This window comes from Bradyrhizobium sp. 160 (assembly GCF_023073735.1).
GTDB lineage: Bacteria > Pseudomonadota > Alphaproteobacteria > Rhizobiales > Xanthobacteraceae > Bradyrhizobium.
In genome coordinates this window covers 287,278-303,376 of sequence record NZ_JADPKD010000034.1, presented here as the reverse complement: position 1 = coordinate 303,376, position 16,099 = coordinate 287,278, and the positions used below count along the sequence as shown (strand labels likewise).

The window sequence follows — 16,099 nt, the reverse complement described above, 5'->3', positions numbered from 1 at the left end:
GCCATTACTCCGCGGCTTCGGCGGGCACGATGCGGCGGGACTGCCGTGCCTGCGCGTCATAGGCCTTCTGCCAGTCGGATGGTCCGTTCGACGGCGAGACCTGCACCGCCGTGACCTTGTATTCGGGACAGTTGGTAGCCCAATCCGAATAGTCGGTCGTGATCACGTTGGCCTGCGTGTCCGGATGATGGAAGGTGGTGTAGACGACGCCGGGCGCGACGCGATCGGTGATCTCGGCGCGCAGAGTGGTCTCGCCGGCGCGGCTTTTCAGCCGCACCCAGTCGCCGTCACGAACGCCGCGCTGCTCGGCATCGTGCGGATGAATCTCGAGCCGATCCTCGGCGTGCCAGATCACGTTGTCGGTGCGCCTGGTCTGAGCGCCGACATTATACTGGCCGAGGATGCGCCCTGTCGTGAGCAGCAGGGGATAGCGCGGGCCGGTGCGCTCGTCGGTCGCGACATACTCGGTGACGACGAATTTGCCCTTGCCGCGGACGAAGCCGTCGATATGCATCACCGGCGTGCCCTCCGGCGCCTTCTCGTTGCAGGGCCACTGCACCGAGCCGAGCTCATCTAACTTGGCGTAGGAGACGCCGGCAAAGGTCGGCGTCAACGCCGCGATCTCGTCCATGATCTCGGAGGGATGGCTGTAGTTCATCTCGAAGCCCATGGCCTTGGCGAGGCCGATAGTGACCTCCCAGTCGGCAAGACCGTTCTTCGGCGTCATCACCTTGCGCACGCGCTGGATGCGGCGCTCGGCATTGGTGAAGGTGCCGTCCTTCTCGAGGAAGCTCGATCCGGGCAGGAAGACGTGGGCGTAGTTTGCAGTCTCGTTGAGGAAGAGATCGTGGACGATGACGCATTCCATCGCCGACAGCGCCGCCACCACGTGCGAGGTATTGGGATCGGACTGGAGGATGTCCTCGCCCTGCACGTAAATGCCCATGAAGGTGCCTTCGACCGCGGCATCGAACATGTTGGGAATGCGCAGGCCTGGCTCCGGGTTGAGCTTGACATTCCACAGCGCCTCGAACTGGTCGCGCACGGCATCGCCCGAGATATGGCGGTAGCCGGGCAGCTCGTGCGGGAACGAGCCCATGTCGCAGGAGCCTTGTACGTTGTTCTGGCCGCGCAGCGGGTTCACGCCGACGCCGGGACGGCCGATATTGCCGGTCGCCATCGCGAGGTTGGCGATCGCGATCACGGTGGTCGAGCCCTGGCTGTGCTCGGTGACGCCGAGGCCGTAATAGATCGCGCCGTTGCCGCCGGTCGCGTAGATGCGGGCCGCTTCCCGCAGCGCCTTGGGGTCGACACCGGTGAGCATGGCGGTGGCTTCCGGGCTGTTCTTGGGCTGGGCGACGAAGGCGGCCCATTCCTCGAACTCGCTCCAGTCGCAGCGCTCGCGCACGAAAGCTTCGTTGACGAGCCCTTCGGTGACGATGACATGCGCCAGCGCCGTCATCACAGCGACGTTGGTGCCGGGCATCAGGGGCAGGTGGAGCGCCTTCACATGCGGCGATTCCACCATCTCGGTGCGGCGCGGATCGATCACGATCAGCTTTGCACCCTGGCGCAGCCGCCTTTTCAGTCGCGAGGCGAATACCGGGTGCGCCGAGGCAGGATTGGCGCCGATGATGAGCACGACATCGGTGTCCTCCACCGAGTCGAAATCCTGCGTGCCGGCGGAGGTGCCGAAGGTGGTGGCGAGGCCGTAGCCGGTCGGGGAGTGGCAGACGCGGGCGCAGGTGTCGACATTGTTGTTGCCGAAGCCGGCGCGGATCAGCTTCTGCACCAGATAGGTTTCTTCATTGGTGCAGCGGGACGAGGTGATGCCGCCGATGGCGTCGCGGCCATATTTCTTCTGAATGCCCCGCATCCTGGCGGCGGCAAACGAGAACGCCTCGTTCCACGACACCTCGCGCCAGGGATCCTCGATCCGTTCGCGGATCATCGGCTTGAGGATGCGCTCCTTGTGGTTGGTGTAGCCCCAGGCGAAGCGGCCTTTGACACAGGAATGGCCGCGATTGGCCTTGCCGTTCTTGTACGGCACCATGCGCACGACTTCCTCGCCGCGCATCTCGGCCTTGAAGGCGCAGCCGACGCCGCAATAGGCGCAGGTGGTGACGACGGAGTGCTCGGGCTGACCGATCTCGATCACGGATTTTTCCGTCAGCGTCGCGGTCGGGCAGGCCTGCACGCAGGCGCCGCAGGAGACGCATTCGGAGCCGAGGAAGCTCTCGTTCATCCCGGGGGAGACACGGCTGTCGAAGCCGCGGCCCGAGATGGTCAGCGCGAAGGTTCCTTGCACCTCCTCGCAGGCGCGGACGCAGCGCGAGCAGACGATGCACTTGGAAGGATCGTAGGTGAAGTACGGGTTGGACTCGTCCTTCGGCATCCATTTGTCGTTGCTGCAGCCATCCGTCTTCGCGAAGACATGGTTCTCGCCCTCATAGCCGTAGCGCACGTCGCGCAAGCCCACGGCGCCGGCCATGTCCTGCAATTCGCAATCGCCGTTGGCGCCGCAGGTGAGGCAATCGAGCGGATGGTCGGAGATGTAGAGCTCCATCACGCCCTTGCGAAGCTGCTTCAGCCGCTCGGTCTGGGTGCGCACGACGAGGCCGTTCGTCGCGGGCGTGGTGCAGGAGGCCGGCGTGCCGGCGCGGCCCTCGATCTCGACCAGGCAGAGCCGGCAGGAGCCGAACGCGTCGACCATGTCGGTGGCGCAGAGCTTTGGAATCTGATGGCCGGCCTCCATCGCCGCGCGCATGATCGAGGTGCCCTCGGGCACCGAAATCTGCTTGCCGTCGATGGTCAGCGTCACCACCGTTTCCGATTTCGAGGGCGGCGTGCCGAAGTCGATTTCTTCGATCAGAGACATGGTCGTTCTCCTATTCCGCGGCCTGAAGCGTGGTCGGCGCCGGAAGGAAATCCTCCCGGAAGTGCTTCAATGCGCTGAGCACGGGATAGGGCGTGAAGCCGCCGAGCGCGCAGAGCGAGCCGAATTTCATGGTGTTGCAGAGGTCTTCGACGAGCATGATGTTCTCGCTGACGCGCTCGCCCCGCATGATCTTCTCGATGGTCTCGACGCCCCGGGTCGAGCCGATCCGGCACGGCGTGCACTTGCCGCAGGATTCGACCGCGCAGAACTCCATGGCGAAGCGCGCCTGCCTGCGCATGTCGACGCTGTCATCGAACACGACGATGCCGCCATGGCCGATCAGGCCGTCGCGCGCGGCGAAGGCCTCATAGTCGAACGGCGTGTCGAACAGGGCGCGGGGGAAATAGGCGCCGAGTGGGCCGCCGACCTGGACCGCGCGAACGGGCCGGCCGGTGAACGTGCCGCCGCCGACGTCGTCGACGAGCTCGCCGAGCGTCACGCCGAACGCGGTCTCGAACAGCCCGCCATGGCGGATGTTGCCGGCGAGCTGGATCGGCATCGTGCCGCGCGAACGACCCATGCCGAAATCCGCATAGGCCTTGGCACCCTCAGCGAGGATGAAGGGGATCGCCGCGAACGACAGCACGTTGTTGATGACGGTCGGCTTGCCGAACAGGCCGTGATGCGCCGGCAGGGGCGGCTTGGCGCGCACGAGGCCGCGGCGGCCTTCGAGGCTCTCCAGCAGTGAGGTCTCCTCGCCGCAGACATAGGCGCCGGCGCCGACGCGCACCTCGAGATCGAAGGCTTGTTTCGAGCCGCCGATGTTGCTGCCGAGATAGCCGCTGCGCTTCGCCGCCGTAATGGCAGCGTTCATCGCCTCGACCGCGTGCGGATATTCGCTGCGGATGTAGATGTAACCTTTGGCCGCGCCGACGGTGAGGCCAGCAATCGTCATGCCTTCGATCACCAGGAAGGGATCACCTTCCATGATCATGCGGTCGGCGAAGGTGCCGCTGTCGCCCTCGTCGGCGTTGCAGACGATGAATTTGCGGTCGGCCTTGGCCTGCGCGACCGTCTTCCATTTGATGCCGGTCGGAAAGCCCGCGCCGCCACGGCCGCGCAGGCCGGACGCGGTGACCTCGCTCAGGATCGCATCCGTGCCGAGCGAGAGCGCGCGCTCCAGGCCCCTGTAGCCGCCATGGGCGCGGTAGTCGTCGAGCGAGCGCGGATCGATCACGCCGCAGCGGGCGAAGGTGAGGCGGGTCTGGCGCTTCAGCCAGGGGATCTCGTCGACCGCCCCCAGCCGCAGTAGATGCGGCGTGTTGCTGGCGAGCGCATCGAGCAGGGAGGGCACGTCGGTTTCGGCGACGGGGCCGAACGCGATGCGGCCCTGCGGTGTCGCCACCTCGACCAGCGGCTCCAGCCAGTATAGGCCGCGCGAGCCGGTCCTGACGATGTCGATTGCAACGCCCCGCCTGGCGGCGGCTTGCTCAAGCGCCAGCGCGACCTCGTCGGCGCCGACGGCCACCGCGCCGGCATCGCGCGAGACGTATAGACGCATGCTCATCGCTGCGCCTCCGCAACCAGCGCATCGAGGCGCTTCTGATCGAGCCGTCCGATCAGGCGGCCGTCGAGCATCGCGGACGGCGCAGTCGCGCACAGGCCGAGGCAGTAGATCGGCTCCAGCGTGACACGATTGTCGGCGGTGGTGCTGCCGAGCGGCACGCCGAGCTTCGCCTCGGCGCGTGCAGCGAGCGCATCGCCGCCCGCAGCCTGGCAGGCCTCGGCGCGGCAGAGCTTCAGCACATGGCGGCCGGCCGGCCTGTGCCGGAAATCATGATAGAACGTGAATACGCCGTGCACTTCGGCGCGCGACAGATCCAGCGCCTGAGCCACGATCGGAATGGCGGCCTCCGGCACGTAACCGAACGCCTCTTGAAGAGCATGCAGGATGACGAGCGTCGCGCCTTCCTGCCGAGCGTGTTCGGCGATGATCTCGGCGCCGCGCGTTTCGCCCCAAGGCTCATAGCAAGGCTCGTAGCAAGGCTCGTAAACCGCTGTCATTCTTCGTTCTCAACTTAAGCGTTTCTGATCGCAAACTATTTGGAATCACTCGAAGATCAATAAAGCTGTCCCGTGCTGCGATTGCGAATTCGGATCGATTGGCATGGGCGATCGGTCGATCCGAAAATGCAATTATGGGCGTTCCGCTCGGCGGTTTTTGCGTGTTGCAAGGGGGCGAGCGTGCTAGCTTGCATGCCACGACAGAATTCGAGGGGACGACCGGTTGATCGACAAGCTTGAACTATTGCTGGCGCTGGCGAAGGAGCGGCATTTCGGACGCGCGGCGGAGGTCTGCGGCGTGACGCAGCCGACGATGTCGACCGGGCTCAAGCAGCTCGAGGAGATCCTCGGCGTGATGCTGGTCCAGCGCGGGTCGCGCTTCCAGGGCTTTACGCCGGAAGGCGAGCGGGCGCTGGATTGGGCGCGGCGGATCGTGGGCGATGCCCGCGCCATGCGCGACGAGATCAACGGACTGAAGCATCAGCTCTCCGGCGAGATCCGCATCGCGGCGATCCCGACCGTGCTCGGCATGGTCGCCGCGCTGACGACGCCGTTCCGCGCCAGGCATCCCGAGGTGCGCTTCCGCATCCAGTCCACCACCTCGTCCGAGGTGCTGGGGCTGCTGGAAAATCTCGAGGTGGATGCGGGGCTGACCTATATCGAGAACGAGCCGATCGGCAAGGTGCGAACCATTCCGCTCTACAACGAGAGCTACCGGCTCCTGACGGCCCCCGATGCGATGTTCGGTGACCGCGAGACGGTGACCTGGACCGAGGTCGGGCAGGTGCCGCTGTGCCTGCTCACGCCCGACATGCAGAACCGCCGCATCATCGATCGCGCGCTGCGCTCGGTCGGTGCCGAGGCAACACCGACGCTGACCTCGAACTCGCTGCTGGTGCTGTTCACGCACGTCAAGACTGGGCGCTGGGCGAGCGTGATGCCGGCCAAGCTCGCCGAGACGCTCGGCCTGTCCGACACGGTGCGTTCGATCCCGATCGCCGACCCCGAAGTCAATTACAGCATTGGCCTCGTGATCCCGCAGCGCGATCCGATGACGCCGCTGATCGCGGCGCTGGTCAATGTCGCGCGCGAGGTCGCGCCCTCGCTACAATCATAGCGCATTACGAGATCAGGTGTGCCGGCAGCCTAGGTGCCACCTCTCCCCAGCGGGGAGAGGTCGGATTGCGCTGGGCGATGCGTCGCATCGTCCAGCGCAATCCGGGTGAGGGGCCGCCGCGATTGGTGGGAGTGTAACCCCTCACCCGGATCGCATCTTTGCGATGCGATCCGACCTCTCCCTACGGGAGAGGTGAACAAGCTCTGGGGCCGACAGCGGTTCAATTCATTGTGGCCTGTTGATCGCCTCAAGCCGCTGCCGATATCGCCGCCGCCGCCTTGATCGCATCGCGCGGCAGCGTCACGCGCACCACCGTGCCGACATCGATTTTGGAACGCAGCCGCATCGAACCGCCGTGGAGCTGCGCCAGCGAGCGGGCGATCGCCAGGCCCAGTCCGGAGCCGTGATAGGTCTTGGTGAGCTGGCTCTCGACCTGCTCGAACGGGCGGCCGAGCCGCGCCAGCGAATGCGGCGCGATCCCGATGCCGGTGTCGGCGATCATCAGCACGATCCGGTCGTCGAGCTGCCGGCTGCGCACCACGACGCGTCCGCCGTCGGGCGTGAACTTCACCGCGTTGGACAGCAGGTTGACGATGATCTGCTTGGTGGCGCGGCGGTCGGCGACGACGGAGATGGATTTGGCGATGTCAGCATCGAGCGTCAGGTGCTTGTCCTGCGCCCGGCCGGTGACGACGCGCAGGGATTCCGCCAGCGTCCGCGACAGGTCCAGCTCTTGCATGTCGAGCTTCATGCGGCCGGCCTCGATCTTTGACATGTCGAGGATGTCGTTGATGACCTCGAGCAGATAGTGGCCGCTGGTCAGGATGTCCTGGCAGTATTCCTGGTACTTCTCCGAACCGAGCTCGCCGAACATGCCCGAGCCCATGATCTCGGAGAAGCCGATGATCGCATTGAGCGGCGTGCGCAGCTCGTGGCTCATATTGGCGAGGAATTTCGACTTGGTCTGGTTGGCTTCCTCGGCGCGAGTCTTCTCGCGCTGGTACTTTTCGGCCAGGTCGGCGAGCTCGACCGCCTGGCGTTCGAGCGCGGCCTGCGAGCGCTTGAGGTCGATGACGGTGGCGCGCAGGCGCAAATCGTTGTCGACCAGCTTCTGCTCGTGCTCCTTGATGCGGGTGATGTCGGTGCCGACCGAGACGTAGCCGCCGTCTTTGGTGCGCCGCTCGCTGATGTGCAGCCAGCTGCCGTCGTCGAGTTGTGCCTCGAAGGTGCGTGCGCCCGGGCCCTGGCTCGCGGTCTCGTTATGGCGGGTGCGCACCTCCGGCATGCGGCCGACTTCGAGCACGGTCTCGTAGGAGGTGCCGGGGATCACGGCGGTGTCGGGCAGCTTGTGCAGCCGCTGGAAGTGCGAGTTGCAGAGCACGAGGCGGTCGCTCGCGTCCCACAGCACGAAGGCTTCCGGAATGGTCTCGATCGCGTCGCGCAGGCGAAGGTCGGCTTCCACCGTTCTCTCGGCGAGGCTCTTCTGCTCGGTGATGTCGACCGCGATCCCGATCAAGTGCACGCTGGAATCGGTCGCCCCGCGCGTCTTCTCGCAGCGGACGCGGAGCCAGATCCAGTGGCCGTCGACATGCTGCATGCGGAAGGTCTGGTCGATGTGGTCGATCTTCTCGGAGATGAGCTGATCGGCGATCTCGAACAGATCGATATCGTCGGACTTCACCAGCGCGTTGACCTCGCCGAAGGTGAGGAGCTCGTTGCGGCCGTCGAGGCCGAGCATCGAGAACATTGACTGCGACCAGAAGATCCGGCCGCGCGACAGATCCCAGTCCCACAGTCCGCAGCGGCCGCGATTGAGCGCGGTGTCGATGCGGCCGCGCACGGCGTCGTTGATGAGGTCGCCTTCGCGGGCGCGGGTCGACTGCCAGTGGAAGGCAAAGCCCAGGATCAGGACGACGAAGCCGGTGGTCGCCGACAGCGTCACCGAGAGCGCGGCATCCGAGCCCCAGATCGGCTCGTTGCGCTCCTGGATCACCGTGACGAAGCCGGGCAGCGACTTGATCTGGCGCGAGGTCGCCATCGCGGCGTTGCCGTTCGGCAGCGTCATGTCGGCGACGTTGCCGTCGCGCGGGGGCGCCGCGAGCAGTTGCGCCGTCGTGATCGCGTCGAGCAGGCGGTCGTTGCCGGAAGGGTCGCTATCGACCGGGACGCGGGCGAGGATGCGGCGGTCGACGTCAGCCGAGGCGACAATGATGTGGCGGCCCAAGGCCGTGCCCCATGACGGAATGAGATCGGGCAGCAGCTTCGGCAGGCTCTCGATGTTCTTGAGCCGCTCCTGTCGCACGGAGGTGAGGCGGTCGATGCGTTCGGCGAGCAAATCGGCGAGCGCCGAGATGTCGTGCCGGATCACCAGCCGCTTCTGGCGCGTCTGGTCGACGACCTGCACGAACGCGCCGAGGCAGATCGTGATCAGGAAGGCGATGATGAGCGTTGGCACGGCGCGGCGCAGCGCCGGCTCCGCGATCAGCAGCCGGTGATAGGCAGGTTTCGCGATCGATTGCGCCAATCCCTTGATCGAATCGGATTGAACGCATGCGTTCGCGGCGTCTGCACGCGCCATGCCTTCGGCCCCCTGAAAACCTGCTTACGACGAGTGTCGAAAGCGGCCCCACGTCGCTTTCGAATCACACCGATTTGAATCCAGTTTTCGCGGGCTGTCGAGAGTCAACGAATCCTTAACGCGAAATTATTCTTATCCAACGCGCAGTTTGCGCATCGCTTGTCCGTAAAGTGACGTGCGCGACAGGTCCGAAACGAGAACGTGTGACTCTTCGCGCGCTGTCATGCACGCGGGGGCTCGGCGTGGCTGATCACGCGCTTCACGCTCGGGAACGCGCGCCGCAATGCACGCTCGATTGCATCGACATGCTCGTGCACCTTGATCACGCTCATCGATGGCGTGGCGCGGCAGTGAAAGTTGACGATCTCGCCGGCCTCGGTGTTGCGGACGCGCACATTATGGATGTCGTGGATCTCGCCCTCGCCGGCAAATTCGGTCAACGCGGCGGCAATGGCCTGCACGCGCTCCGCGGGGGCGTCGACACCGAACGGCAGTTCCGGTTCCAGCGGCTCGATATGGACGTCGACTTCGACGTCCTCGCCGAATTCCTCCTGGATGCTGCGCTCCAGCGTGTTGGCGACATCGTGGGCGGCCTCGAGCTGCATTTCGCCATCGACCTCGAGGTCGATGCCGACGATCAGCTTGGCGCCGAGGTCGTGCACCGTGACATGGTGGATGGCGAGGCCGGAATTGCGCGCGATCACCATGATGCGGTCGCGCACGGTCTCGTTGTTGCGCGCGACGGGGACGGCCGTGAAGGTGAGGTCGGCGTCGCCGAACGCTCTGCTGACGGCGGCTTGCGCATTGCGCTTGATGTCCTCGACGCGGTCGATCGGATAGGTCCGCGGCACTTTTGCGATGGTATCGATGAAATAGGTTGCACCGACCATGCGCACGCGCAGCCGCTCGACGTCGATCACCCCGGGCACGCTGCGGATCGCGGCCGTGGCCTGCTCATGGGCGCCCTCCGGCGCGCGGTCGACCAGCGTCTGCACGGTCGAGCCCGCCATGCGCAGGCCGAGAGCCGCGATCATCACGGCGACGGCGGCGGCCGCGGCGGCGTCACCCCACCAGAACCCGAGTCCGGCGAGGATCAGGCCCACGATCACCGCAGATGAGCCCATCACGTCGGAGGCGAAATGCAGTGCGTCCGCGGCGAGCGCCTGGCTCCTGGTCTCCCGCGCAGCGCGGTGCAGCGCGCGGGCGCGCCAAAGATTGACGGCGATGTCGATCACCAGCACGACAAAGGGCACGGCCGAAATGGTCGGCGGCGCGGTTCCCTCCCGCAGCCGGCTATAGGCCTCGACCAGGATGCCGCCGGCGAGCACGTAGAGCAGGGCGGTGACGCCCAGCGCCGAGACGCTCTCCAGCTTGCCATGGCCATAATGGTGCTCCTCGTCGGCCGGCTTGTCGGACACCCGCACCACCGCCCAGGTGATGATGGTCGCGACCAGGTCGATCGAGGAATGCAGGGCCTCGGAGATCAGCGCCAGCGAGCCGATCGCAATTCCGACCACGAATTTGGCCGCCGCCATGCCGCCGCTGGCGAAGATCGAGATCGCGGCGACCGAGGTCTTGTTGTGCTGGGAGATCATGGCGGGGATTTAGCAGGACGTAGGTGAACATCAAGCGACGATCCACAGCCGTAGTCGCAAGTGACTTGCAGGAGCGACGGCGATGTCATTCCTGGGATGGCGACCAGACCCGACTCTCGAGATTTCAGGTTCGGCTCTTCAAGCGCTCCGGAATGGCGCTTAAGGCACCGTCACGACAATCTTCCCGAGATGCTTGTTCGCCTCCATGTGCGCGAACGCCTGATCGATGTCATCGAATGTGAACACCTTGTCGATCGGCAGTTGCAGCTTTCGCGACTCGACGGCGCCCCAGATGTCCTTGCGCACCTGCTCGAAGATCTCGCGGACCTCCTCGATGGTGCGGGTGCGGAAGGTGACGCCGACATAGTCGATGCGGCGTGCGGCGTGCAGGTCGAAGTTGAAGTCGGCATGGGTGCCGCCGAGCCGGCCGACATTGACGATGCGGCCCTTCACCTTCGTCGCGGCAAGGTTATGGTTCGCGACCTTGCCCGAGACCTGGTCGACGATGAGATCGACGCCTTCGCCGCCGGTCGCTTTCAGGACCTCGTCGACCCATTTCGGATCGGAGCTATCGACGGCCAGATCGGCGCCGTATTCCTTCAGCCGGCCGCGGCGAGTGGCGTCGGTCGACGAGCCGATTACGAGCTTGGCGCCCTTGAGCCTGGCGATCTGCATCGCCATCAGCCCGACGCCGGAGCTCGCGCCCTGAATCAGCACGCTCTGGCCCGCTTGCACGCCGCCGACGGTGACGACGGCATTGTGCATGGTCGCGAGCGCCACGGGAAGGGTGGCCGCCTCCTCGAAATTCATGTTCGAGGGCGCGTGGAACAGCCGGCCGTGATCGGCCAGCGTATATTCGGCAAATGCGGCACTGCCCGACCCCATGATGCGGTCGCCGATCTTGACGCCCTTCGCGTCCGGCCCGAGCTCGGCGACTTCGCCAGCCCATTCCATGCCGAGCACGGTGCCGACGCCGCCGGCTGCGCCGTGGGCATGACCCTTGCGCATGCCGGTATCGGCGCGGTTCAGGGCACAGGCGCGGACGCGGACCAGCACCTGCGTGCCCTTAGGCTTCGGTTGAGCGACATCGGAAATCGTAGCGCCGTCAGGACCGTAGACATAAGCCTTCATGTCTTCTCGCTTCTTACAGTGATTATTCCGCCGCTTCGTGTTGCGGCTGAACGATCATGCCCCCCAGCCGGCTGCGGATGATGGCTTCCGCCTCCCGCACGATGCGGGAGACCAGCTCGGCGCAGCTCGGGATGTCATGGATCAGGCCCTGCACCTGGCCGGCCGACCAGATGCCCTCGTCGGAGTTACCCGTCGCGTAGACCATCTTGCCGCGGGCACCGGCGACGAGTTCGCGGATGTCCTCAAACTTGGCACCTTCCTTTTCCATGGCGACGACCTTGGTCGAGATCGCGTTCTTGGCCACGCGCGAGGTGTTGCGCATGGTGCGGAAGATCAGCTCGGTCTCGCGCTCGTCATTGGCGACGATCTTCTCCTTGATGAGCTGGTGGATCGGGCTCTCCTTGGTGGCCATGAAGCGGGTGCCCATGTTGATGCCGTCGGCGCCTAGCGCCAGCGCGGCAACGAGGCCGCGCGCATCGGCAAAGCCGCCGGAGGCGATCATCGGAATCTTGATCTTGTTCGCGGCGGCCGGGATCAGGATCAGGCCGGGGGTGTCGTCCTCGCCCGGGTGGCCGGCGCATTCGAAGCCGTCGATCGAGAGGGCATCGACGCCCATGCGTTCGGCCGAGAGCGCGTGACGGACGCTGGTGCATTTGTGCACGACCTTGATGCCGTGCTTCTTGAATTCGTCGACATGCTCCTGCGGCTTGTTGCCGGCGGTCTCGACCACCTTGATGCCGCTGTCGATGATGGCGGCGCGGTATTCGGCATAAGGCGGCGGCTTGATCGCGGGCAGGATGGTGAGGTTGACGCCAAAGGGCTTGTCGGTGAGGTCGCGGCAGCGCGCGATCTCCTTGGTCAAGTCTTCCGGCGTTGGTTGGGTCAGCGCCGTGATGAAGCCGAGTGCGCCGGCGTTGGCGACCGCGGCAACGAGCTCGGCGCGCCCGACCCATTGCATGCCGCCCTGGACGATCGGGTGCTCGACGCCGACGAGCTTAGTGAACCGTGTCTGCAGCATAATGTTTCCCCCGCCGGTGTGGCGCTCTGGTCTCGGTTGATGCAGGGGAGGATGCCGCCCGGACCGGGAAATGTCTATTCGTCGCGCCGTGCGGTGCAGGCGGGGCCATCATGCGGGACGCGAAGGGATTCCGTGGGGCGGATAATTGCCGCTGCCGGACGGAGCGAAGAGCTACTCCGCCGACAGCCGCACCATCTGGCGGCCGCCGTTCATTTCTTTGAGGCGGTTGACGAAGTTCTCCGGGCGCTGCCAGCGGTTGGGGACTTGCAATCCCATGAACTCGGCGATGTCGCCGATGAAGCCGGTGCAGTTAGTGGTCTCCGCGTTCCACACCGGCGAGTTCGCCTGCAATTTCTTGATGTAGGCGAACACGCGCTTGGCGTCAGCCTCGTTCAGGTACACGCGATAGCTCGCGGTCAGATATTCCGGATCGAGATCGCCGTAGCTGGCGCCGGTCTCGGAGGGCACAAAGGTGATGTGGCCAAGCACGTAAGCAAGCGTGTCGCCGGCGGGTGTGAGGCCCGCGACCTCGACCGCGCGTTCGCTGGTCTTGCCGTACCAGACGAAGGCGTGGCCCCAGCTCGCGGCGGTTCTCGCCCGGAAGTCGACGTAGTACGGACCTTTCTCCGCACGCGCGACGGGACGCCGCGTCGCTTGCGGCGCCGGTCGCGATGTGGTGTCGGTCGTCGCAAGCGCGTTCGCATCGGCAACGCGCTTGTTCGCTTCATGGGCCGAGGCCGAGGGCATCGTGCATGCGATCATGGCCGCGAGCGCGAAGCCCGCGAGGATGCAGGATCCCGATCGACCAGATTTGTAGGTCACGCTGTGCCCCTCGACTCTCGCCCGCTTACGCAGATTCGTGTTGCGTGTCAGTACCGCGCTGCGACCGGGCCGGGCGCCTTGCCGATCGGGGCCTTTCCAACCGGGCTCTTGCCGATCGGCATCTTGCCGATCGGAGCCTGCTCAGCCGGATAGGCCGGCACGGGCTGGCGGCGCGGCAGATCCGCAGCGTTCGCAACCGTGACCAGAGCAAGCGTGGCACCGAGAGCAAATACAATCTTCTTCACAGTCATACCCCTAGAAGTTTGGTCCAAACACGGCGGCGCCGTGCCCCCAGACACGCATCACAGAAGGGCGGCCGAATGCGTCCAAGTTGCGGCACGCGCGGGACATGTTGACGGCATATGTCGGGCGTACGCAGATGTGATGTTTAGGGATACTTCGGAGTGTGTGACGGCCGGGGATTGGGCTGTCGCTGCGCGCATTCGGGCTGCGGCGGCGCGCTGGCGGCTACAGCCGAAACTCGTTCGTTAGCTCGCCGATGCCGTCGATCGCGACGGTCACAGTGTTCAGCGGCTCCTTCATCACGCCGACACCGACCGAAGTGCCGACGGCAATGAGGTCGCCGGGGAGCAGGGTCATGTCGTGGGAGATCCTGCTCACCAGCTGCTGCGCGCTGAAGATCATGTCCGAGATCGGATAGTTCTGCCGCTCCGCGCCGTTGAGGATAGTGCGGACCGTGAGCTTGGCCGGATCGAGGCCGGTGGCGATGACGGGCCCGAACGGGCCGTAATCGTCGATGCCCTTGGCGCGAGCCCATTGCGGGAAAGTGGGGTCGCTGGTCAGGATGTCGTTGGCGGTGATGTCGTTGACGCAGGTGTAGCCGAAGATAAAGCTGTCCGCTTCGCCAGGGGAGACGCGTGCGCAGGTCCTGCCGATCACGATGCCGAGCTCGCCCTCATAGGTGGTCTTGCCGTCGTAGTAAGACGGGCGGCGGATCACGGCGCCAGGCGTCGTGATGCTGGTGGTGGCTTTCAGGAGATACAGCGGCTCCGGCGGCTCGGGCTGGTTAAGCTTGGCCGCGAGCGCATGGAAATTATTCCAGAGCGCGACGATCTTGCTGGGGGCGCAGGGCGCGAGCAGCTCCACATCCGACAGCGCCAGCATCTTGCCGCTGCTGGCATTGCGGCCGAACATGTCGCCCTCATGCACGCTGATGCCTGATGGCGTCAGCGTGCCGAAGCCGGTCGTGCCGCCATGGCGGAAGCGCAGCCAGCGTTTCATCTCGCCCGCCATCACGCCACCGCCAGTGCGCGCGGATCTGATGGTGCCGAAACGCCGTCATAGAGGCCGGCGATGCGTGCGCGCTGCGTCACCATCGCCAGCACCGAATCGAGCACGGGCGTGGCAATGCCGGTGAGGCGGCCCATCTCCTGCACCACGGTGACGAGCGGATCGATCTCCATCGGGCGGCCGCGCTCCAGATCCTGGAGCATCGAGGTCTTGTGCGCGCCGACCTTGCGGGCGCCCTCGATGCGGCGCTCGACGTCGACGCGGAACGTGACGCCGAACGTCTCGGCGATGGCTTGCGTCTCGACCATGATCGCGCGCGACAATGCACGCGTCGCCGGATCGGTGCAGATCACGTCGAGCGTTGCATGGGTCAGGGCGCTGATCGGATTGAAGCAGACATTGCCCCACAGTTTGAGCCAGATCTCGTCGCGGATGCGGTCGAGCACCGGCGCCTTCAGCCCGGCCGCGACAAAGAGATCGGAGAGGCGCTGCACGTCCGGCGTGATCTCGCCGGAGGGCTCGCCGAGCGGGAAATTGTTGCCGTAGATGTGGCGGATCATGCCGGGCGCCTCGATCTCGGTGGCGGGATAGACGATGCAGCCGATGGCGCGCTCGGCGCCGATCTCGCGCCACTGCCGGCCGCCGGGGTCGATGCTCTCCAGCGTCGAGTTCTCGTATGGGCCGCCGTGCTTGTAGAAATACCAGTAGGGAATGCCGTTGACGGCGGTGACGATGCGGGTGTGAGGCCCGAGCAGCGGCTGCATCTTCTCGATCACACCGGTGATCGAATGCGCCTTCAGCGTGATGATGATGTAGTCCTGCACGCCGAGCTCGGCGGGATCGTCGGTGCAGCGCGGATGCACGGTGTGCTGCTCCTCGCCCGCGAGCAGCGTCAGGCCGCGCTCGCGCATCGCGGCAAGGTGCGCGCCGCGTGCGACCAGGCTGACGTCGGCGCCCGCGCGCGCGAGCTGAACCCCGAGATAACCGCCGATCGCGCCGGCGCCGTAGATGCAGATTTTCATGAAGTCCTCGCGAAGGAGCTGAAAGCCGGAATTTGGCACGAAAGATCCGGTCCGGCTCGGAAGGGTCCGAGCCGGGGCCGGCAGTCGCAGGGGGAGTGTGGAGGGCTCTAGGCTGCTTGCGGCGTAGAGTTGGTGGCCTCGTCCACGGCAGCGGCGATGTCGCGCCTGCTGATGACCGAGACGAGGCTGTAGTCGTCGATGACGGGCAGATGGCGGATGTGATTCCGGTTCATCAAGTGGCGGACGTGCTCGATCGTGTCCGAGGAGGTGCAGGACACGAGCTGCTGCACCGAGACCAGCTGCGAGACCTTGACGTTGATGGCATTGGCGCCGTGATCGGCGACGGCGCGCACCACATCGCGCTCAGTGAACATGCCGACCGCAGTGTTGCCTTCGGAGCGGACCACGTCCTTCACAACCAGCGCGCTGATGTTGTTGGCGCGCATCAGCTTGGCGGCGATACCCACGGTTTCGTTCATTCGCACCGTGACAACGCGCGGCGTCTTCTTGCGCAGAATGTCTCCGACCAGCATTGCAACCTCCCTGGGTGAATGACAGGGAGAAGTGTGGTATACATAATGCCAATCGTCAAGCGCTGGATTTGGCTGATCCGAAAAATCTTG

At 65.4% G+C, this 16,099-nt stretch carries 13 protein-coding genes; 1 reads left to right on the top strand and 12 read right to left on the bottom strand.

The window, feature by feature from the left end:
- Positions 1-4: 4 nt before the first annotated feature.
- The 3 genes from fdhF to IVA98_RS15260 are packed head-to-tail and all read right to left on the bottom strand — an operon-like array spanning position 5 to position 4,942.
- Positions 5-2,878: a formate dehydrogenase subunit alpha gene (gene fdhF / locus IVA98_RS15270; RefSeq protein ID WP_247355164.1), complete on the bottom strand. Its 2,874-nt coding sequence runs from the start codon at positions 2,876-2,878 to the stop codon at positions 5-7.
- A gap of 10 nt (positions 2,879-2,888) precedes the next feature.
- Positions 2,889-4,445, bottom strand: a complete 1,557-nt coding sequence (locus IVA98_RS15265) for a formate dehydrogenase beta subunit (protein WP_247301235.1) — start codon at positions 4,443-4,445, stop codon at positions 2,889-2,891.
- On the bottom strand, positions 4,442-4,942 hold the full coding sequence (locus IVA98_RS15260) for a formate dehydrogenase subunit gamma (protein ID WP_247301234.1): 501 nt from the start codon (positions 4,940-4,942) through the stop codon (positions 4,442-4,444). Before IVA98_RS15260 ends, IVA98_RS15265 begins: the two co-directional genes overlap by 4 nt.
- Positions 4,943-5,165: 223 nt before the next feature.
- Between IVA98_RS15260 and IVA98_RS15255 the strand changes: the two genes are divergently transcribed.
- The gene (locus IVA98_RS15255) at positions 5,166-6,059 is read left to right on the top strand and encodes a LysR family transcriptional regulator (protein WP_247301233.1); all 894 of its coding nucleotides are present in this window, start codon (positions 5,166-5,168) and stop codon (positions 6,057-6,059) included.
- Positions 6,060-6,306: 247 nt separating this feature from the next.
- Here the strand turns inward: IVA98_RS15255 and IVA98_RS15250 are convergent, their stop codons facing one another.
- The 9 genes from IVA98_RS15250 to IVA98_RS15210 form a co-directional block, all read right to left on the bottom strand.
- Positions 6,307-8,637 (bottom strand): PAS domain-containing sensor histidine kinase, encoded by a 2,331-nt coding sequence (locus IVA98_RS15250; protein WP_247301232.1) that lies wholly within the window; start codon positions 8,635-8,637, stop codon positions 6,307-6,309.
- A gap of 221 nt (positions 8,638-8,858) precedes the next feature.
- Complete coding sequence (locus IVA98_RS15245) at positions 8,859-10,232, bottom strand: cation-efflux pump (protein ID WP_247301231.1); 1,374 nt, start codon at positions 10,230-10,232, stop codon at positions 8,859-8,861.
- A gap of 159 nt (positions 10,233-10,391) precedes the next feature.
- A complete protein-coding gene (locus tag IVA98_RS15240; protein ID WP_247301230.1) occupies positions 10,392-11,363 on the bottom strand; it encodes a quinone oxidoreductase family protein in 972 nt (323 codons plus the stop codon).
- A 22-nt stretch (positions 11,364-11,385) separates the two neighbouring features.
- Complete coding sequence (locus IVA98_RS15235) at positions 11,386-12,381, bottom strand: NAD(P)H-dependent flavin oxidoreductase (protein ID WP_247301229.1); 996 nt, start codon at positions 12,379-12,381, stop codon at positions 11,386-11,388.
- A 171-nt stretch (positions 12,382-12,552) separates the two neighbouring features.
- The gene (locus IVA98_RS15230; RefSeq protein ID WP_247301228.1) at positions 12,553-13,203 is read right to left on the bottom strand and encodes a hypothetical protein; all 651 of its coding nucleotides are present in this window, start codon (positions 13,201-13,203) and stop codon (positions 12,553-12,555) included.
- Positions 13,204-13,250: 47 nt separating this feature from the next.
- Entirely contained in the window at positions 13,251-13,454 is a 204-nt protein-coding gene (locus tag IVA98_RS15225; RefSeq protein WP_104463929.1) for a hypothetical protein, read from the bottom strand.
- Positions 13,455-13,671: 217 nt separating this feature from the next.
- On the bottom strand, positions 13,672-14,445 hold the full coding sequence (locus IVA98_RS15220) for a fumarylacetoacetate hydrolase family protein (RefSeq protein ID WP_247301227.1): 774 nt from the start codon (positions 14,443-14,445) through the stop codon (positions 13,672-13,674).
- Positions 14,446-14,456: 11 nt separating this feature from the next.
- Entirely contained in the window at positions 14,457-15,476 is a 1,020-nt protein-coding gene (locus tag IVA98_RS15215) for a 2-dehydropantoate 2-reductase (protein WP_247355163.1), read from the bottom strand.
- Positions 15,477-15,583: 107 nt separating this feature from the next.
- Positions 15,584-16,009, bottom strand: a complete 426-nt coding sequence (locus IVA98_RS15210; RefSeq protein ID WP_247301225.1) for a CBS domain-containing protein — start codon at positions 16,007-16,009, stop codon at positions 15,584-15,586.
- Positions 16,010-16,099 lie beyond the last annotated feature (90 nt).